Origin of the sequence: uncultured Anaerotruncus sp., assembly GCF_902490045.1 — a bacterium.
Taxonomy (GTDB): Bacteria; Bacillota; Clostridia; order Oscillospirales; family Ruminococcaceae; genus Anaerotruncus.
The window spans coordinates 1-23,903 of sequence record NZ_CABUCJ010000030.1 but is presented as its reverse complement, the minus strand read 5'-3'; the positions used below and the strand labels follow the sequence as shown (position 1 = coordinate 23,903).

Sequence of the window (23,903 nt, the reverse complement as noted above, 5' to 3'; positions counted from 1 at the left end):
CCGCGGCCCCGTCCCTTTCGCCGCGCTCTCCGGCGGCAAGGGCTAAAAGCTCCCGCCGCGGCATATGCTGGTGGCAGGGGACAAACCCGAATCGGGGACGCGGGGAGGAACGGACAATGCGGACGGTGGCGCTGGCGGGCAATCCCAACTGCGGCAAGACGACCCTCTTCAACCGGCTCACGGGGCAGAGCCAGCACGTGGGCAACTGGGCGGGGGTGACGGTCGAACGCCGGGAGGGGACGGTTGAGGCGGCGGGGGAGCGGGCGTCGCTCGTCGACCTGCCGGGCATCTATTCGCTCGCGGCGTATACGCTGGAGGAGCGGGTCGCGCGGGAATTCCTGCTCGGCGGACAGGCGGACGCGGTGGTCGGCATCCTGGACGGCACCTCGCTCGAACGGGGACTCTACCTGACCCTTCAGCTCTGCGAGCTCGGGAGGCCGATGGCGGTCGCCGTGGGGATGATGGACGAGGTGCGGGCGGCGGGCGGCGGCGTGGACGCCGCCCGGATGGAAACGCTGCTGGGCGTGCCGGTGGTGCCCGTCGCGGCAAGAAAGGGGGAGAATGTGGAGGAGCTGGCCGCCGCGGCGCTGGGCCGTGCGCGCGTCCCGCCGCCTCCCCGGTACGGCGAACCGCTCGACGGCGCGATCGGGGAGGCGGTGCGCGCCGTCAGGAAGGCGGTGCGGGAACCGGGGCGTCTGCGGTTCTACGCCGCTGGGCTGCTGGAGGACCCGGACGCGTTCCGGGACCGCCTGCGCCTCACCGCCCGGCAGAGGTGGGAGCTGCGGCGCATCCGCGCGTCGCTCGAGCGGGAGACGGGGGAGGACGCGGCCTCGCTCATCGCGGGGGCGCGCTACCGGCTGATCGAACGCATCCTGCGGGAGACGGTGAAAACGCCGCCCAGGCCCGCGGGCGGCACCCTCACCGACCGGATCGACGGGGCGGTGCTGCACCGGCGGCTGGCCTTCCCGATCTTTCTGGCCGCGATGGCGGGGATGTTCGGCGTCTGCTTCGGGGGGCCGGGGCTCGCGCTCAAAAGCTGGATGGAACGGCTGCTCGCCGGGCTTTCGGCGGGCCTTTCCGGGTGGCTGCCCGCGCTCGGCGTGTCGCCGCCCGTCTCCGACCTGCTGGTGGGCGGCGTGCTCGGCGGGGTGGGCAGCGTGCTTGCCTTTCTGCCGCAGGTGGCGCTCATCTTCCTCTGCCTCACGCTGCTCGAGGAGTGCGGCTACCTCTCCCGCGCGGCCTTTTTGATGGACCTGCCGCTCCGGCGGCTGGGGCTCACGGGCAAATCCTTCATCCCCATGCTGATGGGCTTCGGCTGCACCACGCCTGCGGTCATGGCCGCCCGTACGCTGGGAAGCGAGCGGGACCGGCGGCTGACCATCCTGCTGACCCCCTACCTGCCCTGCAGCGCGCGCTTTCCGATCTACGCCCTCTTCGCCGGGGTGTTCTTCCCGCGCCGGCAGGGGGCGGCGGTCGCGGCGCTCTATCTTTTGGGGATCGCGGCGATGGCGACGGTCGGCTGGTTCCTGCGCAGGGGCCCCTTCCGGGGACGGGAAGCCCCCTTTCTCATGGAGTTCCCGCCCTACCGCGCCCCCTCGCTGCAAAACGTCCTGCGCAACACCGGGGAAAAATGCGGCGATTTTTTGCGCAAGGCGGGGACGCTCATCTTCGCGATGAGCGTGCTCATCTGGCTGCTCCAGCATGTGGACGGGGGGCTCCGCTTCACGGCGGACCCCGCCGCCAGCCTCTTCGCGCGGGCTGGAGGCGCGCTCGCCCCCCTCTTTGCGCCGCTCGGCTTCGGCTTCCGCGAGGCGGCGGTCGCGCTGCTCGCCGGGCTCGTCTCCAAGGAGGCGGTCGTCTCTACGCTGGGGGTGTCGCTCGCGGGGGAGGGGCCGCTCGCGGCGGCGCTCGCCGCGCGGTTTTCGCCCCTCTCCGCCGCCTCGTTCCTCGTCTTCTGCGCGCTCTACGCCCCCTGCGTGTCGGCGCTCGCGACGATGCGCCGCGAGCTCCATTCCACCTGGCGCGCGCTCGCGGCGGCCCTCCTGCAGACCGCCGTCGCCTATGCGGCGGCGCTCGCGGTCTTCCAGCTCGGCACGCTGTGGCGGAACCTCTTTGGATAGAACAACGCCCCCGCCAGCCGGTTCCGGCTGGCGGGGGCGTTCGTTATGAAGCGTTCGCTTATTTCGCGTATTCGATCGCGCGGCTCTCGCGGATGCAGTTGACCTTGATCTGACCGGGATAGTCGAGCTCGCTTTCGATCTTCTTGACGATCTCGCGCGCGACGATGGTCATCTGGTCGTCCGAGACAACGTCGGGCTTGAGCATGATGCGCACCTCGCGGCCGGCCTGGATGGCGTAGCACTTTTCGACGCCGTCGAAGGAATTGGCGATCTCCTCGAGCTTTTCAAGACGCTTGATGTAGTTCTCGAGGTTCTCCCTGCGGGCGCCGGGGCGGGCGGCGGAGATCGCGTCGGCCGCCTGGACCAGGCAGGCCACGATCGTCCGGGGCTCCACGTCGTTGTGGTGCGCTTCGATCGCGTGGATGATGTCGGGGCTCTCCTTGTACTTGCGGGCGAGGTCGACGCCGATCTGCACATGGGAGCCCTCGATCTCGTGGGTCATCGACTTGCCGATGTCGTGGATGAGGCCCGCGCGGCGCGCCTGCGCCTCGTCGGCGCCGAGCTCCGCGGCCATCATGCCGGCAAGCTGGGAGACCTCGATGGAATGGCTAAGTACGTTCTGGCCGTAACTCGAACGGTAGCGCATGCGGCCGAGCAGCTTGACCAGCTCGGGGTGCATGCCGTGCACGCCGCACTCCATAACGGCGCGCTCGCCGTCCTGCTTGATCTTGCCCTCGATCTCGCGGCGGGCCTTGTCGACCGTCTCCTCGATGCGGGCGGGATGGATGCGGCCGTCCTGGATGAGCCGCTCGAGCGCGACGCGCGCGGTTTCGCGCTTGACGGCGTCGTGGCTCGAAAGGGTGATCGCCTCGGGGGTGTCGTCGATGATGAGGTCGACGCCGGTGAGGGTTTCGAGGGTGCGGATGTTGCGGCCCTCGCGGCCGATGATGCGGCCCTTCATTTCGTCGCTGGGCAGCGGCACCACCGAAACGGTGATCTCCGCCACATAGTCGGCCGCGCAGCGGCCGATGGCGGCGGCGATGATCTCGCGCGCCTTCTGGTCGGACTCGTCCTTGAGCTGGCTCTCATACTGGGAAATCTTGAGGGCCTTTTCGTGGGTCAGCTCGCCTTCGAGGTTGGCAAGCAGGTAATTCTTGGCCTGGTCGGCGGTGAAGCCGGAGATTTTTTCGAGCATGTCGAACTGGTGGGTTTTGACCTGCTCGGCCTCCTGGAGCTTGGTATCCGCCTCCTTGAGCTTTGCCTGAAGGGTCTCTTCCTTCTTTTCGAGGTTGTCGAGCTTTTTGTCGACCGACTCCTCTTTCTGCTGGATGCGCCGTTCGAGGCGGGAAACCTCCGAGCGGCGTTCCTTCATTTCCTTTTCATTGTCCTGCTTGAGCTTGTAAATTTCGTCCTTCGCCTCAATGATGGCTTCTTTCTTTTTTGTTTCCGACGTTTTGATCGCGTCGCTGATCAGCCGTTTCGCTTCCTCCTCGGCGGAGCCGAGAGCCGCTTCAGCCGCCTTTTTGCGGTATGCGACGCCCAGGAAAAAGGCGATTACCGCGCCAACTAAAAAAGCACCAATCACACTGACGACAAACGGAATGAATCCGATTGTGCTCATGGGGAACACTGACCTCCTTTATTCCATTTTCAATGTCCGCAACCCGCGCGCGGGCAAGCCGGGCGCGGATAGAATATTTTTATTGGCACAGCGCGGGAAAGCGGGAAAAAGCGCCAAAACTTTCCGTGCGATGATACCATAAAACATACTGCATGACATTACTATTTTATATGGATGTCATAGGATTGTCAAGAATTATTGCGAAATTGTGAACTTTTAGAGGATAAAATAGATAAAAAAAGAGGGCGGCCGCCATTTTGGCGGCCGCCCCGGCTCAGCAGAGGCCCTGCGCGAGGAACCGGAGGGTGTAGGCGTAGCCCTCGCGGAAGTACTGTTCGCAGTTGAGGGACTCGATCTGGTTGACGCACTCGAGGAGCTGGTCGAGCAGGGCCCAGCTTTCCGCGTCGCCCGCGCCGTCGAGCCTGCCGCGCAGGAGGTGCTCGAGGTCGCGGCGCTTCGCGCGCAGGTCGGAGAGCTCGTCCGGTTCGGCGGCGCTTTCGCTGAAGCAGGAGCGGTAGATTTCATTGATGAGCGGCCTGCGTGGGTTCATGGTGATCCCTCCATGATGAATGTCAATAAACATAAATTAATTGTAATATCATAAATTCAATATGTAAATTATATTTTGAAAAATAAAACTTTGTGTTTAACTGCCCATAAAAATCATATGCTTTTTATGGGTGAAGAAAATGGATATAAAATTTATAACGCAGTATCGCAAGTTGGGTCTGAACGTCGCGTATTACCGAAAGGAACGCGGCATTACACAGGAGGAGCTTGCCGAAGTGCTGGACGTGGATCGCGTCACAATAGGGAATATCGAGCAGGCCCGTTCGGGCGTTTCTCTCGATGTCCTGTTTGCGATTGCGGAGTATTTTAAAATTCCGGTTGTCAAGCTGTTCGAGTTTAGAGATTAAAGAGCGGCGGCCATGGGCCGCCGCTTTTTCTTGGCAGTTTTGCCAGCTTGCGGCGGGCGCGCCGCCTGTGCTATAATAGCCGCAGTGCAATGATATCTGGATTCCATTGTGAGGTGTGCGGGATGGACGAGCAGGAGCTTTTGCAGGCAATCGGGCAGATGATGGACGACAAGCTGTCCCCCATCGGGACACAGCTCGGTAAGATGGAATCGCGGCTTGGCAGCGTCGAAACCCGCCTTGGCGGCATGGAGACGCGGCTGGGCGGTATGGAGACGCGGCTTGGCAACGTGGAGACGCGGCTCGACCGGATGGACCTGCGGCTCGACGGCGTGGAGACGCGGATGGACCTGGTGGAGACGCGCCTCGGCGGCGTCCAGACCCAGATCGGAAATCTCGGCGCGCGCGTCGGCGGCGTGGAGGCGGGGCTCGGCGCGGTCGAATCCCGCATCGACCGCATGGAGGGCGACGTGAAGGAAATCCGCCGCGACGTGAAAAAGGTCGCGTGGCAGGTGGACACCCTCTACGGCTGGGTCGACGAGGTGGACCTGCGCAGCAAAAACACCCGCGAAATCGTGGAAAACCTGCCGCTCGCCAAGTAAATTTGTCCCCGCGCGAAAGAACGGTTGACAGTTGCGCGGCGGCGTGCTAAGATAACCTGTAAAGCAGAACATCCCACAACAGCGTTGACGGGGAACGTCCCGGCGCAAGGGCGCGCCACAGAGAGAAGCGGCACCGGCTGAAAGCCGCTTCACGCGCCGCGTATGGACGACCGCCCCCCGAGCGCGTGCGACGAGCACGCCGGCCGATCCCGTTACCGATCATCGAGCGGCGCCCCTGGGCGCAATTCGGGTGGAACCGTGGAGTGTCAGACTTCATCCCGTCTTGGGATGAAGTCTTTTTATTTTGCGTAAAATAACCCCAACAGAAAGGAAGCAGGGAATATGATAAACGTAACGTTGAAAGGCGGCGTCGTCAAGGAGTACGAAGCCGGCACAACCGCCGCGGAAGTGGCGAAAAGCCTCGGCGCGGGCCTCTATAAGGCGGCCTGCGCGGCAAAGGTGGACGGGAAGGCGGTTGACCTGCGCACCCCGCTCACGCAGGACTGCGCCCTCGCCATCCTCACCTTCGACGACCCGGAGGGCAAGCACGCCTTCTGGCACACCGCCTCCCATCTGCTGGCGCAGGCGGTCATGCACCTCTATCCCGACACGAAATATACGATCGGGCCTGCCGTCGAAAACGGCTTCTACTACGACTTCGACGTCGAAAAGCCCTTCACTCCCGAGGACCTCGCCAAAATCGAAAAGGAGATGGCGGCGATCGTCAAGACGGGGGAGGAGCTCGAGCGGTTCGAGCTCGACCCCGCCGACGCGAAGGAGCTCATGAAGGACCAGCCCTACAAGGTCGAGCTCATCGAAAAGCACTCGGGAGCGGGGGAGAAGATCAGCTTTTACAAGCAGGGCGACTTCACCGACCTGTGCGCCGGGCCGCACCTGATGAGCGTCGCGCCGCTCAAGGCGGTCAAGCTCCTGCAGAGCACCGGCGCCTACTGGCACGGCGACAGCAACAACCGGATGCTCTGCCGCGTCTACGGCATCGCCTTCCCCAAGGCGGGCGAGCTGGAAAGCTACCTCAACATGCTCGAGGAGGCCAAGCGCCGCGACCACCGCAAGCTCGGCCGCGAGCTCGACCTCTTCGACATCTACGAGGAGGGCCCCGGCTTCCCCTTCTTCTTCCCCAAGGGGATGGTGCTGCGCAACCAGCTCGAAAATTACTGGCGCGAGCAGCACGCCGCGCGCGGGTACCAGGAGATCCGCACCCCGATGATCCTTTCGGAGGAGCTGTGGCACCGTTCGGGGCACTGGGACCACTACAAGGACAACATGTACACCACCAAGATCGACGACCGCGATTTCGCGATCAAGCCGATGAACTGCCCGGGCGGCATGCTCGTCTACAAGCGCAGGCTCCACTCCTACCGCGACCTGCCCCAGCGGATGGCCGAGCTTGGGCTGGTGCACCGCCACGAGCTTTCCGGCGCGCTGCACGGGCTTATGCGGGTGCGCTGCTTTACCCAGGACGACGCGCACATCTTCATGACCCCCGACCAGATCGAGGAGGAGATCCTCGGCGTCATGGATCTGATCGACAGCTTCTATAACGTGTTCGGCTTCGAGTACGCGCTGGAGCTGTCCACCCGCCCGGAGGATTCGATGGGCACCGACGAGCAGTGGGAGACGGCCACCGCCGCGCTCATGAAGGCGCTCGACAAAAACGGCAAGCCCTATTCGATCAACGAGGGGGACGGCGCCTTCTACGGCCCGAAGATCGACTTCCACCTGCGCGACTCGATCGGGCGCACCTGGCAGTGCGGCACCATCCAGCTCGACTTCCAGATGCCCGAGCGGTTTGATCTCACCTATACCGGCAGGGACGGCGAAAAGCACCGCCCGGTCATGATCCACCGCGTCGTTTTCGGCAGCATCGAGCGGTTCATCGGCATCCTCACCGAGCACTACGCGGGCGCGTTCCCGCTCTGGCTCGCCCCGGTGCAGGTCAAGGTGCTGCCCGTGACCGACGAGCACATCCCCTACGCGCAGAAGGTCTCCGACGCGCTCACCGCCGCGGGACTGCGCGTCGAGACGGACAGCCGCAACGAAAAGGTCGGCTACCGCATCCGCGAGGCGCAGCTCCAGAAGATCCCCTACATGCTCGTGCTCGGCGGCAAGGAGGCCGAGGCGGGCGAGGTCGCGGTGCGCGACCGCCGCGACGGCAAGACGACCACCATGTCCCTCGAGGCGTTCCTCGAAAAGGCGAAGGCCGAGGTCGACTCCAAGGCCAACTGAACAGACCGAACCGCATGAAAAGCAGCCGCGCAAGCGGCTGCTTTTTTGCCGCCCGGCTTCGGCCGGCTCCCGCGCGGGGCGGCTTGCGCCGCGGGCCGCGGGAGGGGGAAGGGGAGGCGGATATTTCCGGCCGTACACAGAATATTCACAGACTGTCGAAACTACCGCCATATAAATCGTGTTAACTATACAGGTAGCGCGCGTTTCCGGCAGATACTTGCCTAAAACGCGGATTTATAGTACAATAATACCCTACGACATTCTTCCGGTCCCCGCGTTTTTCGCGGGGGCGCGGCGAAATGCGGCCCGCGCGCGGAACGCGCCGCGGCCCGGCGAATCCACGGGAAGGAGGTGGCCTGCTTGGCGCCATACGACAAGATGCCGGACGGTTCCGCACCGGAGCCGGACGATTCCCCGCTCGGCGAACTTGCGGAAGGGGAACCGGAAGAAGCGGCCCCCTCCGGAGAATTCGAGGAGCTCGCCGCGCCCGCCGGGGAGGACGCCTCCGAAACGGCGGGCGGCGCGCCCGCGGAAACGCCGCCGGACCCCAAGGCGGAGAGCCCCCTCGTCCGGTCGGTCAGGCGGCTCTGGTTCCGGGCGGCCAACGCTTTTTACGCCTACTGCTATTTCGTGGGCATCCAGCTGCTGCGTTCGACCCGCGCCAAGCGGCGGCACGTCGTGCACGGCTTCCACCGGATGGAGGAGGAGGCCGCGGTCCGGCGGCGCAAGTACTTCAACCGCCTGCGCGCCCGCCTGCGCGGCTACTGGCGCGACCTCATTTCGCCGCTGACCGAGCTGCGCGAGCAGTGCAGGGGATTCTCCAAGGCGATCGATAACGCCCGGCGCTACGGCACTCCGCGCAACGTTGCCAACGTCGTCCTGAACGCCGCCGGGTTCTGGCTGAAGCGGCTGTGGCGGATCTTTCGGACGCTGCTCAACTATGCCGCGCCCGTCGCGGCGTGCGTGCTGCTCTACTTCACCCTCCGCTATTTCGCCGGCTTCCAGCTCGCGCTGCATGTCGAGTACAACGGCGTCGACATCGGCTACGTCTCCAACGAGACGGTCTTCACCGAGGCGGAAAAGGACATGAAGGAGCGCATGATCCTCGGCGACGTGCTCGTCGCGGACCCGACCGCCGAGGAGGAGGACGCCGCCGAGACTCACGAGGCCGAGCAGGCCGCCGAGGAGGCGGAGGAACAGGCCAAGACGATCCGCCCGCGCTTTGAGCTGACGCCCGTCACCCGCGACCCGTTCAGCAGGTTCATGGGGCGGTTCGTGCACACGGCTGACCCGAGCCAGCTGCTCGACGCGGACGAGCTGACCAACCGGCTGATCCGCGCGGTGAGCCGGAGCGAGAACAACCCCGACGGCTTCGCGGTCGAGGAGGCGACGGGTCTGTATATCGACGGGACCTATATCGGCGCCGTCACCGACGGGGACGGGCTGCTCGACCTGCTCTACGAGATGAAGGAGCGCTACCGCACCTCCGACATGGGCGAGAACTCGAGCATCCAGTTCGTGAAGAAGGTGGAGGTCAGGCAGGGCCTCTATCCCTCCGGCCCGAACGGTTCGATCCGTTCGCTGGGGGAGATCCGCTTGCTGCTCGACAAGGAGGAGCGCGGCAAGAAGATATACACGGTTGTCAGCGGCGACGACCCGCTGAAGATCGCGGCCAAAAACGGGATTACGCTCGACGAGCTCAAGGCGATGAACCCGGGCGTCGACGTGAGCCTCTTCCCGGGCGACGAGCTGCTGATCGCGAATTCGGTGCCCTACCTGGGTGTCAGGGTGACCGAGACGATCCGGTATGAGGAGGAGCTCGAGTACGAGATCACCCAGCGCACCGACCCCGACCACGACATCGGCTACTACCAGGTCGTGCAGCAGGGCGAGAAGGGGGTGCGCGAGGTGACCGCCGAGATCATCATGACCGACGGCATCGAGACCGACCGCAACATCCTCAACACCACCATCGTCAAGGAGCCGGTCAACCAGATCGTCGTCGTGGGCGGCAACCGACCGCTCAAGGTCATCCCGAAGGATTCGAGCGGCAGGGTCGCCTCCGGCGCCTTCCAGTGGCCGACGGTCGCCGGCCGCATCAACCCTGGGTTCCTCGGGTACTGGGGCCACACGGGCTCCGACATTTCGTGGGGCGGCTGCTACGGCAGCCCCGTCCTCGCCTCGGCCGACGGCACCGTCGTTGCGTCCGGCTGGCGCGGACTCTACGGCTACTGCGTCGTTATCGACCACGGGGCCGGGATGCAGTCCCTCTACGCGCATTGCAGCGCCCTCTACGTCTCCGCCGGGCAGCAGGTCTCCCAGGGCGAGACGATCGCCGCCATCGGCGCGACCGGAAACGCCTACGGCCCGCACCTGCACTTTGAAATCCGCGTCAACGGCACGCCGGTCGACGCGGCCCCCTACCTCTATGGTTAAATTTCCCGCGGACACACGCGCCCCGCACGCTTTCCAGCGCGCGGGGCGCGTTTTTGCCATCATCCGGCAAAAATCGAGCCGGTTTTTAAGAATCATCACAAAAATTCCTCTTTTATTTTGTGCGATGCGGTGATATACTATATGTATTGAAATGCGCTTTTGCTGCGCATCTGTTTGCCGCGCGCTTCGGCGCGGCGGACAGCCTTTCACCAAAATCCTCTTCGCCCCGGCCGGACGCGCGTGAAGCCGGGGCGCGGCTTTGAAAAAATGTGCGGCGCGCGCGGAGAAGGCGGTCAAGATGGAAAAGTTTATTGTGCAGGGCGATACCCGGCTTTGCGGCGAGGTCACCATCAGCGGCGCGAAGAACGCCGCCGTTGCGATCATTCCGGCGACGATCCTGGCGCAGGGAAAATGCGTCATTGAGAATATCCCCAACATCAGCGACATCACGATGCTCTTCAAAATCCTGCGCGCGCTCGGCGCGTCGGTGCGGATGCTCGACCGCACCACCGTCGAGGTGGACACCACCTACATCACCGAGCCGGTCGTCCCGTATGAGCTCGCGCGGTATATGCGCGCCTCCTACTACCTGCTGGGCACCCTGCTCGCCCGCTGCAACCGGGCGAGCGTCTCGATGCCGGGCGGCTGCAATTTCGGGGTCCGCCCGATCGACCAGCACATGAAGGGGTTTGAGGCGCTCGGCGCAACCGTCTCGATCGACAGCGGCATGATCAACGCGAAAGCGGACATGCTGCTCGGCGCGCACATCTATTTCGACGTGGTGTCGGTCGGCGCGACGATCAACGTCATGCTCGCGTCGGTCAAGGCCAAGGGGATCACCGTCCTCGAGAACTGCGCCAAGGAACCCCACATCGTCGACCTGGCCAACTTCCTCAACTCGATGGGCGCGGATATCCGTGGCGCGGGCACCGACGTCATCAAAATCCACGGGGTGGACATCCTGCACGGGACCACCTATTCGATCATCCCCGACCAGATCGAGGCGGGCACCTATATGGTCGCCGCCGCGGCGACCGGCGGGGACGTGCTTGTGAAGAACGTCATCCCCAAGCACCTCGAGGCGATCACCGAAAAGCTCGAGAAGGCGGGCGCGGAGGTGATCGAATACGATGATTCGATCCGCGTGACGCGCGCGGGGGAGCTGAACAAGGTCAACCTCAAGACGATGCCCCACCCCGGCTTTCCGACCGATATGCAGCCGCAGATGACCGCGCTGCTTTCGATGGCGAACGGGACGAGCATCGTGACCGAGGGCGTGTGGGACAACCGCTTCCGCTATGTCGACGAGCTGCGCCGGATGGGCGCGCAGATCCAGGTGGACGGCAAGGTCGCCGTCGTCGAGGGCGTGCCCCGGCTGACGGCCGCCCCGGTGCGCGCGGTCGACCTGCGCGCGGGCGCGGCGGTGCTGATCGCCGCGATGGCGGCGCACGGGGTCACCGAGATCGAGGACATCGAGCACATCGAGCGGGGCTACGAAAATATCGTGGAAAAGCTCGAGGCGCTCGGCGCGGACATCCGCAAGGTCGTGCTCCCCGACGGCGAGCTCAAGGCTGCGCTCTGACCTCCGGCCGGCTGATTTTTGAGCCGGCCGTTTGTTTTTTCAAATTTCATTCGGGAGGATGCCTATGGCCCGGTTTTGCACGCTGTTTTCCGGCTCCAGCGGGAACAGCACCTATGTCGCCGCCTCCGACTCGGCGGTGCTTGTCGACGCGGGGCGCTCCTGCAAGCAGCTGCTGGCGGCGATGGAGTCCCGCGGGATCGAGCCGCGCTCGATCGGCGCGGTGCTCGTCACCCACGAGCACACCGACCATGTGAGCGGCCTGCGGGTGCTCCTCAAAAAGCTGGGTGTGCCCCTCTACGCGACGCCCGAGGTGCTCGAGCGGCTGCGGTGGGACGGGACGCTCGTCCCGGGGCAGGAGGCCCATCCGGTGGAGCCGGGGACGCGCCTGTGCGTCGGTTCGCTCGAAATCGACAGCTTCGACACGCCGCACGACAGCGCGCACAGCGTCGGATACCGGATTCAGACCCCCGACGGGCGGCGGCTGGCGGTCGCCACCGACATGGGATACATAAGCGACAGCGTCGCGCGGATGCTGCGCGGCTGCGACCTCGTGATGCTTGAATCGAACTATGAGCCGGGGATGCTCAGCGCGTGCGATTACCCCTACTATTTGAAGCGGCGGATTGCCTCCGACACGGGGCACCTCTCGAACGACTGTTGCGCGCGGCAGCTGATCGACCTGGTCCGTTCGGGGAGCACCCGCTTTGTACTCGGGCACCTCTCCCAGAACAGCAACACGCCCGAAAACGCCTACCAGGCGTCCTACTGCGCGCTGACGGCGGGCGGCATGCGGGAGGGGATCGACTTCACGCTGGCCGTCGCCTCCAGGTCGGGTCCGTCCGAGATGGTGGTACTGTGACCGCGGTACAGGTGATCGCGGTCGGCAGGCTCAAGGAGGCGTGGATGCGCGACGGCTGCGCGGAATACCTCAAGCGGATGGGGCTTTGGAGCAAGGCGTCGGTCGTGGAGGTCGACGAATTCCGGCTGGGGGAGAACCCCTCGCCCGCGCAGGTCCGCTCCTGCGTGGAAAGGGAGGGGGAGCGCATCCTCGAGAAAATCCCGAAGGGCGCGCGGGTGGTCGCGATGTGCATCGAGGGGAAGACGCTCTCCTCCGAGGGACTTGCGGACTACATCGCGCGGGCGGCCGCGTCGGGCGCGGGGAGCCTCGCGTTTGTGATCGGCGGTTCTTACGGGCTGTCCGACGCGGTGAAAAACGCCGCGTCGCTGCGGCTTTCGATGTCGCCGATGACCTTCCCGCACCAGCTCGCGCGGGTGCTGCTGCTCGAACAGCTCTACCGCGCCTTCTCGATCAACGCGAACGCGAAGTATCATAAATAAGGACTTTCGCTTTTTCAGCCAAAAGTTTCGCCCGCCTTTGAAAAGGCGGGCGAAACTTTTGAATGGGTTGGGTGAACCCCCTTGATTATTTGCGGGCGCGCTCGAGGATCGTTTGGAACGGCGTGCCGTGCGGGCGGTTGAACCGCCGCAGGTGGTAGAGCTGCTCCGGATCGCCCGTGATGTAGTTGAGCTTTTCCTCGCAGGTCAGCGCCGCGGAAAAGCCCATCCCCCGGATCACCGGCAGCGCCTCCTTGCTGATCTGTCCGAACGGGTAGGTGAAGCAGGTGGGCGTCCAGTCGAGGAACTCCTCGCATTCGTCCTGGAGCTTGCCGAGGTCGGTCTCCAGCATCGTCTGGTAGGATGCCAGCCCCTCGCCCGGTTTGCGCATCGAGCCGTGGCGGCCGTTCTGATTCTCATGCAGGTTGTAGGAGTGGTTTTGAATCTCCACGAGGCCGCTGTCGTGCATCTCGCGCAGCTCGTTCCACGTCGAGTGGGAATAGCGGATGTGGTGGTCGTCCACGGAGGAATACTGGTCGGCGTACCTGCCCACAATGGAATAGACCGCCTTGAAGCCGTACTCCTTCAGGATAGGGAAGACGTACTCGTGGAAGCTCTCGTACCCGTCGTCGAAGGTGATCATGACCGGCCGCTCGGGCAGCGGCGCGCCCTCTTCCACGTAGGCGAGCAGGTCGGCGATCACGATCGGGGTGTAGCCTTCCGCCCGCAGGTATTCCATGTCCGACCGGAACTCGTCGGGGGAGACGGTGTATTTGTTGAGCCGCGCCTGCTCCTTGAGCACGTGGTGGTACATCACGATCGGCAGCTCGATTCCCTCCGGTTCCGCCGGCGCGTTCACCGCCCGGACGCCGCGCGCTGCGATGCCGCCCAGCGCCACCGCCAGCGCGAGGGCCAGCGGCAGGATCGCCCTGTTGATTGCCTTCATTGCGTCACTTCCCAAAGCGTTTTCTTCTGCATATCTATGCCGTGCGCGCCTGTCCGTATGAGCGTGGGGAATTTTTACTGGCAATCCGGCCGGAAGTGTGGTATACTTACAGCTTACACAGAAACTGTGAATTGAACAAAAGGAATCTGCACAACTTATGAAATTTGAACAACTGAAATTGATACCGCCCATCCTGCGCGCTGCGGCCGACGAGGGCTATTCCGCCCCGTCCCCCATCCAGCAGAAGGCGATTCCGCCCGCGCTCGAGGGCCGCGACGTGCTCGGCTGCGCCCAGACGGGCACCGGCAAGACCGCCGCGTTCGCCATGCCGATTTTGCAGCGGCTCTCCGCCCAAAAGCCCCAGCCAGGCGCGCCGCGCGTCATCCGCGCGCTCGTGCTCACACCGACCCGCGAGCTCGCGCTCCAGATTTCCGACAGCTTTAAGGCCTACGGCCACTACCTGCGCCTGCGCACCGCCGTCATCTTCGGCGGCGTCTCCCAGAACCCGCAGGTGGACGAGCTCCGCCGCGGCATCGACATCCTCGTCGCCACCCCCGGCAGGCTCAACGACCTGATCGGGCAGGGGTACATCGACCTGTCGCACGTCGAGACGCTGGTGCTCGACGAGGCCGACCGGATGCTCGACATGGGATTTATCCACGACGTGGAGAAGATCATCGCCCGGGTGCCGCAGAAGCGGCAGACCCTCTTTTTCTCCGCCACGATGCCCGAGAGCATCATGCGCCTGTGCGACCGCATCCTCACCGACCCGGTCAAGGTGGCGGTGAATCCCGTTTCATCCCCCGTCGAGGTGATCGACCAGCGGCTCTACTTTGTGGACAAGCCCAACAAGCGCCGCCTGCTCGTGCACCTGCTCAAAGACCCGGGCATCGTCTCGGCGCTCGTGTTCACCTTCACCAAGCACGGCGCCGACCGGGTGGCCCGGGAGCTCGCCAAGGCGGGCGTCGAGGCGCAGGCGATCCACGGCAACAAGAGCCAGAACGCCCGCCAGCGGGCGCTGAGCGCCTTCAAGGCGGGGGAGATCCGCGTGCTCGTGGCGACCGACATCGCCGCGCGCGGCATCGACATCGACGAGCTCTCCCACGTCATCAACTACGACCTGCCCAACATCCCCGAGACGTATGTGCACCGCATCGGGCGCACGGCGCGCGCAGGGCTGTCGGGGACGGCGATCTCCTTTTGCAGCATCGAGGAGATGGACGAGCTCAAGGAGATCGAAAAGCTGATCGGCAAAAAAATCCCCGTGGTGGAGGACCACCCCTACCCGATGGAGGTGTTCGAGGCGCCGCCCAAGCAGCCGCGCCCCCAGCGCCCGCCGCGCGAGCAGCGCGCCGCGAAGCCGAAGCCGGTGCGCCAGCAGCCGCAAAAGCAGCAAAAGTCCGCCGGACGCCCCCCGCGCAAGCATTGAAACCCAAAAAGGCAGCCGCATTGCGGCTGCCTTTTTCTGTCTGTTGATTGCGGAACGCCGAAAATTTTTGCCGGGATGCAGGAATCAGAGCTTTGCGCCGCACCGATTGCAGTAGAGGCTGTTCCTCTGCTGCGGCGCGCCGCAGGCGGGACAGCGTGGGGTAAGGTTATTGCGCAGCAGGCGCAGTCCGCCCGGCGGCACCGTGATTTCCCCGTCATGCGCGAGCCGCCTGCCGAGCGCGGGGTCGAGCTCGAAGACGCTCGCGCAGCGGGGGCAGGCGGCCAGGTAGACGGAATCGTACTTGACGAGCGGGATGAAAAAGAAGTGGACATAGCTGTAGCGGCGGCAGACGCTGAGGGAAACCGTTTCCCCGCAGGCGGGACAGGCCGCCGCGGAAACCTGTCCGACGGGTACTACTTTGCTGTTCGCGCCGAATATACCTAGAAAGAACATCTCTGTCACCTCCGGAAACCGTTGGTACAAGTGTATACTAAATGTTGAAAAAGTCAACCGGAAAAGACAGATATTTGCCCGGAACACTTGACCGAATTGGGCAAAACGTGTAAAATTATGTTGAGTTATCGTGTGGAAAGGAAAATCAGCATGAAAAAGACGTTAAGCGTTATACTGTCGGTATTTCTGCTGGTTGGCATGGCCGGCTGCGGAAGCCGGGCGGCCGGCGATGACATCGCGGGAGGCCGGGGGGACGCCGCGCGGGCGGTCACCCTGAGCAGGACGGAAACGACAAGCGTGTACGGCGTGGAAGCGCCGGGCAGCGACGAAAATATTCTCCTCGGCGCCGGGCTGCTGGCGGCGAACGCCCCGCGGGAGGGACAGAAGATCTCCTCCGCCCCGCAGGGGGAGGTGCGCGCCGTGTGGATGTCCTACCTGACGCTCGAGCCGATGATCAAGGGCAAGACGCAGGCGGAGTTCACCGCCAACGTCGGCGCGGCCTTCAAGAAGGCGGCCGACTTCGGCTTCAACACCGTCTTCGTGCAGGTGCGGCCGTTCGGCGACGCGCTCTACGCGTCCGACTTCTTCCCCTGGTCCCGTTACCTGACGGGCACCGAGGGCGTGGACCCCGGCTATGACCCGCTGGAGATCATGTGCGCGCTGGCGGACGAGCGGGGACTGCGCATCGAGGCGTGGCTCAACCCCTACCGTGTGCGGATCGGGGACCAGCCGATGTCGAACGACAACCAGGCGAAAATCTGGCTCAGCCAGGGCAGCGACGCGGCGCTCGAATGGAACGGCGGCGTCTACTACAACCCCGGCAGCCCCGCGGCGCGCAGGCTCATCGTGAACGGCGTGCGGGAGATCGTGCAGAACTACGACGTGGACGGCGTCCACTTTGACGACTACTTCTACCCGACGACCGATTTTGCCTTCGACAGCGCGACATACCGCGCCTCGGGCTCCAGCCTCTCCCAGGCCGACTGGCGGCGGGAGAACGTGGATATCCTCGTCCGGGAGGTCTACGCCGCGGTCAAGGAGCAAAAGCCCGCCTGCCTCTTCGGCATCAGCCCGCAGGGCAACGTCAGGACCAACTACGAAAGCCAGTTCGCGGACGCGTCCGTCTGGCTCTCCAATCCCGGCTATGTCGACTACATCTGTCCGCAGATCTACTACGGCTACGACAATGCGACCTGCCCCTACGCCGAGACGGTGAAGCAGTGGGCGGACATGATCAAGGTGGACGGCATCAAGCTCTATGTGGGCATCGGGGCCTATAAGATCGGCACCGAGGACGCGTGGGCGGGAGCGGGCCGCGACGAGTGGCTCGGAACCACCGACCTGCTCGCCCGCATGGTGACGACCGCGCGGGGCGCGAAGCACTACGGCGGCGTGGCCTTCTACAGCTACGAATCCCTCTTCGTTTCGCCGGGCAGGCAGATGCAGGCGGAGGAACGGAACCTCAAAAAGATTTTCTGATATCCGAAAGGACGGGGCGGGTTCTCGAACCCGCCCCATACGGTATCCGGACAGGCCCCGGCGGGGCGGTCCGCGCGGGGAGGAAACCAGTTTGCCAAGAAACGGCCCCAACCGCAAAAAGCTCGCAGTGGCCCTGTCGGCGGCGTTCATCCTGATGACGCTGCTGATGGGGGTTTTGGCGTTTCTCGGCGGGGATTTGATCGGAGGGGACGGGCCGGAAAGCCCGGACGCCGCCGTCATGGCCTCCGCCGACGGGGAACCGGAGTCCTCCGGCGGGGAGGAGCCGCAGGACGCGGACGGCCCCGGGGAGTCCTCCGGGCCCGAAGAGGAACCGGAGGAGGCGCCCGAGCCCGAGCCGGTCTACTTTAACGTTCCGGACGAGCTGCGGGCGGTGGTGATCTCGGCGGGAACCGACTATCTGACGACCGACGCGCCGCTTTCCGCGGCGGAGCTGGGCGGCCAGCTCGACCGGGCGCTCGCGGCCGCGCGGGAGCTGACGATGAATTCGATCATCATCGACACCAAATACAAGGACGGCGTCCTCTTCACGAGCGACACGCTCGAGACGGCGCCGCTCGAGGTCGACGTGACCAGCTACCTCGCGGACAAGGCCCGCGAGATGGGCTTTTACGTCTACGCGACCTACGACGTGTCCGGCCTCGCTGGCGACGACGGCAGGTACCTGCGCGCCGCCGGCGCGGACGGGAGGACGCTCGACAGCGTGCGGGAGAGCATCGGCTCCTTCGCGGAAAGGTACAAGCTGGACGGCATCCTGCTCGACGGGTACGAGAACCCCGCGGACGGGCGCAGCTACGCCCAGTACCTCGAAAACGGCGGCGGCGCGGGCTATCGGAACTACCTGCGGCAGGTGCCGTCGGCGCTTGTGAGCGCGGCGGCGTCCGCCGTGCGGGAGCGCGCGCCCGGCACCCAGGTGGGGCTGCTGGCGGACGCGGTGTGGGAGAACGCCTCGGAAAACCCCGGCGGCACCGACACCAAGGCGGAGCGGACCTCGCTCGGCTACGGCAACGCGGACACGAAGGCGATGGCGGAGAGCGGACTCTTCGACTTCGTGATGGTCAAAAACTACGGCTCCACCAACGAGGAGACGGCGCGGTTCGGCGTCGTGGCCGAGTGGTGGAAGCAGGTGGCGCGCGGCGCCAACACCACCCTTTACATGATGCACGCGGCCGACCGCGTGGGGACCCAGTCAGTCGGCTGGACGGTCTACGAGCAGCTCACCAAGCAGGTCATCGACCTGCAGGAGCTGGGCGGCGTGTCGGGCAGCGCGTTCAATTCCCTAGCGGCGCTCTCCGCCAACCCCGGCAACAGCACGACCACCCTTGTGCAGTACCTCAACAACGAGATCAACGAGCAGTGGGTGCTCACCCAGCTCGCCATCACCACCCCGCAGCAGATGACCTTCACGACCAAGGAGCAGTCGGTCACCTTCCAGGGCGCGTCCGACCCGCAGGCGGAGGTCACGATGAACGGGGAGAAGATCCCCACCAACGAGAGCGGCTACTTCGCCATCCGCGAGGATCTGACGCCCGGGCTCAACACCTTCACCTTTGCGCACAAGGGCAAGACCCTCACCTACAGCATCACGCGGCAGGTGCAGGTCATCAAGGAGGTCACCCCGACCGGCAAGCTGGCGGTAGACGGCGGCATGGAGGTCACCGTTTCGGTGCTCGCCTATGAGGACGCCAAGGTGAGCGCCAGCGTCGGCGGGCAGACGATCACCCTCTCCCAGACGGAGGACGAGACGGACGAGGCGGACTCGCTGTCCGGCTACAAGCGGTTCACCGGCGTGTTCACCGCGCCGAGCGCCTCCGCCTCCGCCACCACGATGGGCAACATCACCTTCACCGCCACCGCGCAGGGGGAGACCCAGTCGGTGGAGGGCGCGCTCGTCACCGTCAACAAGCGGGCTGTCATGGGCGAGGGGGCGGTCGTCTACGTCGTGGCCGACCAGGCGGAGACCTTCCCCATCAATACCCTGAACGACAACTCCAACCCGGGCTACTTCCCGCTGCCCAAGGGCACGGTGGACAAGACCTACGGGGACGAGATCGTCTACAAGAACGGCAGCGTCACCAAGACCTACTGGAAGCTCGAATCGGGCGTGCGCGTCTATTCGGACGACATCAAGGCGTCGGGCGGCTCGATGCCCGACCAGAACGTCATCAGCGGCATGTCGGTCAAGTCGTCGGGCGCCTATACGAGCGTCACGCTTGCGATGGACCAGAAGGTGCCCTACAAGGTCGCCTACGACGGCTCGCAGATCATCTTCAAATTTGACTACACCGCCCGCACCCCCGACTCCGATTCGATCAAGTCCAACGCGCTCTTCAAGTCGGCCAAATGGGAGGGCTCCAACCTCAACCTCACCCTCAAGAAGGCGGGCGGCTTCCTCGGCTACAAGGCGTCCTACGAGGGCAACAGCCTCGTTTTGCGCTTCAACAATTCCCCCGGCTCCCTCTCGGGCGCGCGGATTGTGGTCGACCCCGGGCACGGCGGCAACGACCCGGGCAACCTCGGCTTCTATCCCGGCAAGGACGAGGCGGACATCAACCTCGCGGTGGCCCAGAAGCTCGTCAGCGACCTCAAGAGCCAGGGCGCGACGGTGCTGATGGCCGAGCCCGGCTCGACGATGGCCACCCGCATGGCGGCGGCGCGCGCCTTCAACGCGCAGGTGCTCGTCAGCGTCCACAGCAATTCCGCCCCCAACGTCAAGGCGACCGGGACCGAGGTCTACTACTTCTACCCCTTCTCCAAGCAGCTCGCGGCGAACATCTCCGCCAACGTCTCCAAGACGCTCGGCTCGGACAACCGCGGCGCCAAGGCGGGGCTCTACTACATGACCCGCGAAAGCCAGTTCGCCTGCGTGCTGGCCGAGCTGGGCTTCATGTCCAACGAGGGGGAATACACCAAGCTGATCAACTCGAAATACCAGAGCCGCATGGCCGAGGCGATCGCCAACGGCATCAGCGCCTACCTCGGCGGCACCAGCTCGGGGAGTTACTCCTCCGGCGACGATGAGGACGACGAGGACGACGGCGGTGACGGCGGGAGCCTCCGCCTCAACGAGACGGAGCTCGACCTCGAGGTGGGCGACACCTTCCCGCTCAAGGTGAGCGGCGCGGGCGGCGCGGACGTCTCGTGGGAGACGGACGACAAGTCGGTCGCGACGGTCAATTCCTCCGGCAAGGTGGTCGCCAAGGGGGAGGGCCGGGCCCGCATCACCGCCTACACCGACGACGACGAGGCGCGCTGCACCGTCTATGTCGGCGGCGGAAGCGGCGGCGACGGCGGCGACGTGACGAAGATCGTCGTCGAGGCGGAAGAGGAGGAGATCGAGGTGGGGACCCGCACGACGCTTTCGGTGCGGGTGTCGCCCTCCGACGCGGACGACGACCGGGTCAAGTGGGTGACCGATGACGACGACATCGTCGAGCTTTCCAACCTGACGTCCTCCTCCTGCAAGGCGGAGGGCCTGCGGGACGGCACCGCGACCATCACCGCCATCGCGCGGGACGGCAGCGGGGTGCGCGGCTCGATCGACATCGTGGTGGGCACCGGCAAATACAAGCAGACCAGCAAGGACACGAGCAGTACCGCGCCCAAGAAGGGGGTCAAGGTCGAGGCGATCACGATCGACGGGCCGTCGACCCTCTACGTGGGGGAGGGGCGCTCGGTCTACACCGGCAGGGTGTCCCCCGCCAACGCGGAGGACCCCGGCATCAAGTGGTCGGTGACCGACAGCGACATCCTCGAGCTCTACCGCACCGACGACGAGAACGTCGTCAAGGTGGAGGGCCTCAGGGCGGGCACCGCCTACCTTGTGGGCGAGCCGTACGACAAGAGCAAGGTCGTCAAGAAGTTCAAGATCACCGTCAAAAAGTGAGCATGCACAGATATAACAAACCTTCGCGTGCAATTTGCGGAGGTTTGTTGTGTTTTTTCTGTTGCATGGGCGGCCGGATGCTGGTATAATAGAACGAGTGATAAAAAATTATTATTTTGAGCAGGATTTGATAAAAAATTAACTCTTTCAAAATGTGCCGTGCGCTGGACGCGCGGCCTGAAATAGGAGTGAGCGTATGTACAAGATTGTCAAGAAGCGGGCGCTGAACGACACGGTGACGCTGATGGAGGTCGAGGCCCCGCATATCGCCAGGAAGGCGCAGGCGGGCCAGTTCATCATCTTCCGCGTCGACGAGCGGGGGGAGCGGGTGCCGCTGACCATCGCGGACTATGACCGCGAAAGAGGCACCGTGACGATCATCTTCCAGATCGTCGGCGCCTCCACCAAGCTGCTGAACACCCTCGGGGAGGGCGACAGCCTGCTCGACTTCGTCGGACCGCTCGGCCAGCCGACCCATGTGGGGCCGGAGGTCAAACGGGTGTGCGTGATCGGCGGCGGCGTGGGCACCGCGATCGCCTATCCGCAGGCCAAGGCGCTGCACGCGGCGGGGCTGGAGGTGGACATGATCGCGGGCTTCCGCTCGAAGGAGATCGTCATCCTCGAGGAGGAGATGAAGGCGGTCACCGGCCATCTCTACCTGATGACCGACGACGGCAGCTACGGCGAGAAGGGGCTCGTCACCCAGAAGCTCGAGGAGCTCATCAAGGCGGGAAAACAATACGACCTGGTCATCGCGATCGGGCCGGTGATCATGATGAAGTTCGTCGCCGCCACGACCAAGCCCTACGGCATCAGGACGCTCGTCTCCCTCAACCCGATCATGGTCGACGGCACCGGCATGTGCGGCGGCTGCCGCGTGCGGGTCGGCGGGCAGACGAAATTCGCCTGCGTGGACGGCCCGGACTTCGACGGCCACGAGGTCGACTTCGACGAGCTGATGAAGCGCAACGGCTTTTATAAGGAGCGCGAGATGGCCGACCGGGAGGACCCGGCGCACATCTGCCGTCTGACGGGAGGGAAACGCCATGCCTAACATGTCCCTGAAGAAGAACCCCATGCCGGAGCAGGCCCCCGGCGTGCGCAATCAAAATTTCGAGGAGGTCGCGCTCGGCTACACCGCCGAAATGGCGGTGGACGAGGCGAAACGCTGCCTCCACTGCAAAAACAGGCCGTGCGTCGCCGGCTGCCCGGTCAACGTACATATCCCGGAGTTCATCGCGAAGGTGGCGGAGGGGGATTTTGCCGGGGCTTACCGGGAGATCGCCCTGACCAATTCGCTGCCCGCCGTCTGCGGGCGGGTGTGCCCGCAGGAGAACCAGTGCGAGGGCAGGTGCGTGCGCGGCGTCAAGGGGGAGCCGGTGGGCATCGGCCGCCTCGAGCGGTTCGTGGCCGACTGGTGGATGGAAAACGGCACGGAGGAGCTTTCGCGCCCCGCCTCCAACGGACACCGGGTCGCGGTGGTCGGCGCGGGCCCGGCGGGGCTCACCTGCGCGGGGGACCTCGCCAGGATGGGGTATGAGGTCACCGTTTTCGAGGCGCTTCAGACGGCGGGCGGCGTGCTCGTCTACGGCATCCCGCAGTTCCGCCTTCCCAAGGAGATCGTCGCCCGCGAGGTGGGCGCGCTCGAAAAGCTCGGCGTGGAGCTGAAGCCCGACATGGTCATCGGCAAGGTCGACTCGGTAGACGAGCTCTTCGAGCAGGGCTTTGAGGCGGTCTTTATCGGTTCGGGCGCGGGGCTCCCGAGCTTTATGAACATCCCCGGCGAAAACCTGCTGGGGGTCTATTCCGCCAACGAATACCTCACCCGCATCAACCTCATGAAGGCCTACCGCGAGGGGTACGACACCCCGATTGCGAAGAGCGGGAAGGTCGCCGTCGTGGGCGGCGGCAACGTGGCGATGGACGCGGCCCGCTGCGCCAAGCGGATGGGGGCGGAAGAGGTGTACATCGTCTACCGCCGCAGCGAGGTCGAGCTCCCGGCGCGCGCCGAGGAGGTCCATCACGCCAGGGAGGAGGGGATCATCTTCAAGCTCCTCAACAACCCGGTGCAGATCATCGGGGACGAAAACGGCCGCGTGAAGGCGATCGAATGCGTGGAGATGGAGCTCGGCGAGCCGGACGCGTCGGGCCGCCGCCGCCCGATGGAAAAGCAGGGCAGCAATTTCACGATCGATGTGGACACGGTGATCATGGCGATCGGCACGAGCCCCAACCCGCTCATCCGGTCGACGACCACCGGGCTGGAGGCCAACAAAAAGGGCTGCCTTGTGGCGGATGAACGCGGCGCGACGACCAAGCCGGGCGTGTTCGCGGGCGGCGACGCGGTGACGGGCGCGGCCACGGTCATCCTCGCGATGGGCGCGGGCAAGACCGCCGCCCAGTCGATCGACGAATACATCAAATCGAAATAAGCAGATTGTAAATGAGCGGTTTGTCCGGTGGACAAACCGCTCATTTTTTTGCCTCCGCCCGCATAGACTTGTCTTAAAGGACAGAGAAGGAGCGGGATGGCATCATGATCGACCAGAGGATACGCCGGTATCCGCCGCGTTCGGGCGGGCGCAGGCGGCGGGAGAGGGACCCCTGTCTCTTCACCGTGATCGTTCAGATCGTCCTGTGCGCGGCGCTGCTGCTCGGCTGCCTGGGGCTGCGGCGGTTCCAGCCGGGGGCCGCGCGGGGGATGGCGGAACTGTTTGACGGGCTTCTGACCGCCGACCGGGTGGAGATCCCTAGCGGAACAGGGGTTGCCGCGGTCTCCGCGCGGGCGCGGGACGCGGCGGACCGTGCGGCGGACGCCGCCGCGCGGGCGCTGAC

The 23,903-nt window shown here is 64.8% G+C and carries 18 protein-coding genes; 14 read left to right on the top strand and 4 right to left on the bottom strand.

What is annotated here, in order from left to right:
• Positions 1-116: 116 nt before the first annotated feature.
• On the top strand, positions 117-2,120 hold the full coding sequence (gene feoB, locus RDM88_RS05155; RefSeq protein WP_308753801.1) for a ferrous iron transport protein B: 2,004 nt from the start codon (positions 117-119) through the stop codon (positions 2,118-2,120).
• A gap of 58 nt (positions 2,121-2,178) precedes the next feature.
• Here feoB and rny read toward each other — a convergent pair whose 3' ends face one another.
• Positions 2,179-3,741 (bottom strand): ribonuclease Y, encoded by a 1,563-nt coding sequence (gene rny, locus RDM88_RS05150; RefSeq protein ID WP_276873141.1) that lies wholly within the window; start codon positions 3,739-3,741, stop codon positions 2,179-2,181.
• Between the two features lie 274 nt (positions 3,742-4,015).
• Positions 4,016-4,291 (bottom strand): hypothetical protein, encoded by a 276-nt coding sequence (locus tag RDM88_RS05145; protein ID WP_308753800.1) that lies wholly within the window; start codon positions 4,289-4,291, stop codon positions 4,016-4,018.
• Between the two features lie 139 nt (positions 4,292-4,430).
• Here RDM88_RS05145 and RDM88_RS05140 point away from each other — a divergent pair, with 139 nt between their 5' ends.
• The 7 genes from RDM88_RS05140 to rlmH all read left to right on the top strand — a co-directional run bounded on the left by RDM88_RS05140 (position 4,431) and on the right by rlmH (position 12,860).
• Positions 4,431-4,658, top strand: coding sequence for a helix-turn-helix transcriptional regulator (locus RDM88_RS05140; RefSeq protein ID WP_308753799.1), 228 nt, complete (start codon positions 4,431-4,433; stop codon positions 4,656-4,658).
• A gap of 122 nt (positions 4,659-4,780) precedes the next feature.
• Positions 4,781-5,257 (top strand): hypothetical protein, encoded by a 477-nt coding sequence (locus tag RDM88_RS05135; protein WP_308753798.1) that lies wholly within the window; start codon positions 4,781-4,783, stop codon positions 5,255-5,257.
• A 342-nt stretch (positions 5,258-5,599) separates the two neighbouring features.
• Positions 5,600-7,504 carry a threonine--tRNA ligase gene (gene thrS, locus RDM88_RS05130; protein ID WP_308753797.1) on the top strand — a complete coding sequence of 635 codons (1,905 nt, stop codon included), beginning with the start codon at positions 5,600-5,602 and terminating at the stop codon, positions 7,502-7,504.
• 360 nt (positions 7,505-7,864) lie between these two features.
• Positions 7,865-9,940: a peptidoglycan DD-metalloendopeptidase family protein gene (locus tag RDM88_RS05125; protein WP_308753796.1), complete on the top strand. Its 2,076-nt coding sequence runs from the start codon at positions 7,865-7,867 to the stop codon at positions 9,938-9,940.
• Positions 9,941-10,238: 298 nt separating this feature from the next.
• A complete protein-coding gene (locus RDM88_RS05120) occupies positions 10,239-11,522 on the top strand; it encodes a UDP-N-acetylglucosamine 1-carboxyvinyltransferase (protein ID WP_308753795.1) in 1,284 nt (427 codons plus the stop codon).
• A 64-nt stretch (positions 11,523-11,586) separates the two neighbouring features.
• Positions 11,587-12,381 (top strand): MBL fold metallo-hydrolase, encoded by a 795-nt coding sequence (locus tag RDM88_RS05115; RefSeq protein WP_308753794.1) that lies wholly within the window; start codon positions 11,587-11,589, stop codon positions 12,379-12,381.
• On the top strand, positions 12,378-12,860 hold the full coding sequence (gene rlmH / locus RDM88_RS05110) for a 23S rRNA (pseudouridine(1915)-N(3))-methyltransferase RlmH (protein WP_308753793.1): 483 nt from the start codon (positions 12,378-12,380) through the stop codon (positions 12,858-12,860). Before RDM88_RS05115 ends, rlmH begins: the two co-directional genes overlap by 4 nt.
• An 85-nt stretch (positions 12,861-12,945) precedes the next feature.
• On the opposite strand, the gene RDM88_RS05105 is transcribed toward rlmH, so the two are convergent.
• Positions 12,946-13,803 (bottom strand): polysaccharide deacetylase family protein, encoded by an 858-nt coding sequence (locus RDM88_RS05105; RefSeq protein WP_308753792.1) that lies wholly within the window; start codon positions 13,801-13,803, stop codon positions 12,946-12,948.
• Between the two features lie 157 nt (positions 13,804-13,960).
• Here RDM88_RS05105 and RDM88_RS05100 point away from each other — a divergent pair, with 157 nt between their 5' ends.
• Positions 13,961-15,232, top strand: a complete 1,272-nt coding sequence (locus RDM88_RS05100) for a DEAD/DEAH box helicase (protein ID WP_308753791.1) — start codon at positions 13,961-13,963, stop codon at positions 15,230-15,232.
• 84 nt (positions 15,233-15,316) lie between these two features.
• Here the strand turns inward: RDM88_RS05100 and RDM88_RS05095 are convergent, their stop codons facing one another.
• Positions 15,317-15,685, bottom strand: a complete 369-nt coding sequence (locus RDM88_RS05095; protein ID WP_308753790.1) for a zinc ribbon domain-containing protein — start codon at positions 15,683-15,685, stop codon at positions 15,317-15,319.
• 150 nt (positions 15,686-15,835) lie between these two features.
• Here RDM88_RS05095 and RDM88_RS05090 point away from each other — a divergent pair, with 150 nt between their 5' ends.
• The 5 genes from RDM88_RS05090 to RDM88_RS05070 all read left to right on the top strand — a co-directional run.
• A complete protein-coding gene (locus RDM88_RS05090) occupies positions 15,836-17,164 on the top strand; it encodes a family 10 glycosylhydrolase (RefSeq protein ID WP_308753789.1) in 1,329 nt (442 codons plus the stop codon).
• A gap of 91 nt (positions 17,165-17,255) precedes the next feature.
• The gene (locus RDM88_RS05085; RefSeq protein ID WP_308753788.1) at positions 17,256-21,068 is read left to right on the top strand and encodes an N-acetylmuramoyl-L-alanine amidase; all 3,813 of its coding nucleotides are present in this window, start codon (positions 17,256-17,258) and stop codon (positions 21,066-21,068) included.
• A 196-nt stretch (positions 21,069-21,264) separates the two neighbouring features.
• The gene (locus RDM88_RS05080; protein ID WP_308753787.1) at positions 21,265-22,122 is read left to right on the top strand and encodes a sulfide/dihydroorotate dehydrogenase-like FAD/NAD-binding protein; all 858 of its coding nucleotides are present in this window, start codon (positions 21,265-21,267) and stop codon (positions 22,120-22,122) included.
• Positions 22,115-23,500, top strand: coding sequence for an NADPH-dependent glutamate synthase (gltA, locus tag RDM88_RS05075; RefSeq protein WP_308753786.1), 1,386 nt, complete (start codon positions 22,115-22,117; stop codon positions 23,498-23,500). The genes RDM88_RS05080 and gltA overlap by 8 nt, the downstream gene beginning before the upstream one ends.
• Positions 23,501-23,604: 104 nt before the next feature.
• A partial coding sequence (locus tag RDM88_RS05070) for a hypothetical protein (protein ID WP_308753785.1) occupies positions 23,605-23,903 on the top strand: 299 nt, incomplete at its 3' end.

Excerpts from the sequence above, each read along its gene's own strand:
- rny (WP_276873141.1), bottom strand. The coding sequence starts at position 3,741 with ATGAGCACAATCGGATTCATTCCGTTTGTCGTCAGTGTGATTGGTGCT.
- RDM88_RS05090 (WP_308753789.1), top strand. The coding sequence starts at position 15,836 with ATGAAAAAGACGTTAAGCGTTATACTGTCGGTATTTCTGCTGGTTGGC.
- RDM88_RS05135 (WP_308753798.1), top strand. The coding sequence starts at position 4,781 with ATGGACGAGCAGGAGCTTTTGCAGGCAATCGGGCAGATGATGGACGAC.
- RDM88_RS05095 (WP_308753790.1), bottom strand. The coding sequence starts at position 15,685 with ATGTTCTTTCTAGGTATATTCGGCGCGAACAGCAAAGTAGTACCCGTC.
- RDM88_RS05100 (WP_308753791.1), top strand. The coding sequence starts at position 13,961 with ATGAAATTTGAACAACTGAAATTGATACCGCCCATCCTGCGCGCTGCG.
- RDM88_RS05080 (WP_308753787.1), top strand. The coding sequence starts at position 21,265 with ATGTACAAGATTGTCAAGAAGCGGGCGCTGAACGACACGGTGACGCTG.
- thrS (WP_308753797.1), top strand. The coding sequence starts at position 5,600 with ATGATAAACGTAACGTTGAAAGGCGGCGTCGTCAAGGAGTACGAAGCC.
- RDM88_RS05105 (WP_308753792.1), bottom strand. The coding sequence starts at position 13,803 with ATGAAGGCAATCAACAGGGCGATCCTGCCGCTGGCCCTCGCGCTGGCG.
- feoB (WP_308753801.1), top strand. The coding sequence starts at position 117 with ATGCGGACGGTGGCGCTGGCGGGCAATCCCAACTGCGGCAAGACGACC.
- RDM88_RS05145 (WP_308753800.1), bottom strand. The coding sequence starts at position 4,291 with ATGAACCCACGCAGGCCGCTCATCAATGAAATCTACCGCTCCTGCTTC.
- RDM88_RS05140 (WP_308753799.1), top strand. The coding sequence starts at position 4,431 with ATGGATATAAAATTTATAACGCAGTATCGCAAGTTGGGTCTGAACGTC.
- RDM88_RS05115 (WP_308753794.1), top strand. The coding sequence starts at position 11,587 with ATGGCCCGGTTTTGCACGCTGTTTTCCGGCTCCAGCGGGAACAGCACC.
- gltA (WP_308753786.1), top strand. The coding sequence starts at position 22,115 with ATGCCTAACATGTCCCTGAAGAAGAACCCCATGCCGGAGCAGGCCCCC.
- RDM88_RS05120 (WP_308753795.1), top strand. The coding sequence starts at position 10,239 with ATGGAAAAGTTTATTGTGCAGGGCGATACCCGGCTTTGCGGCGAGGTC.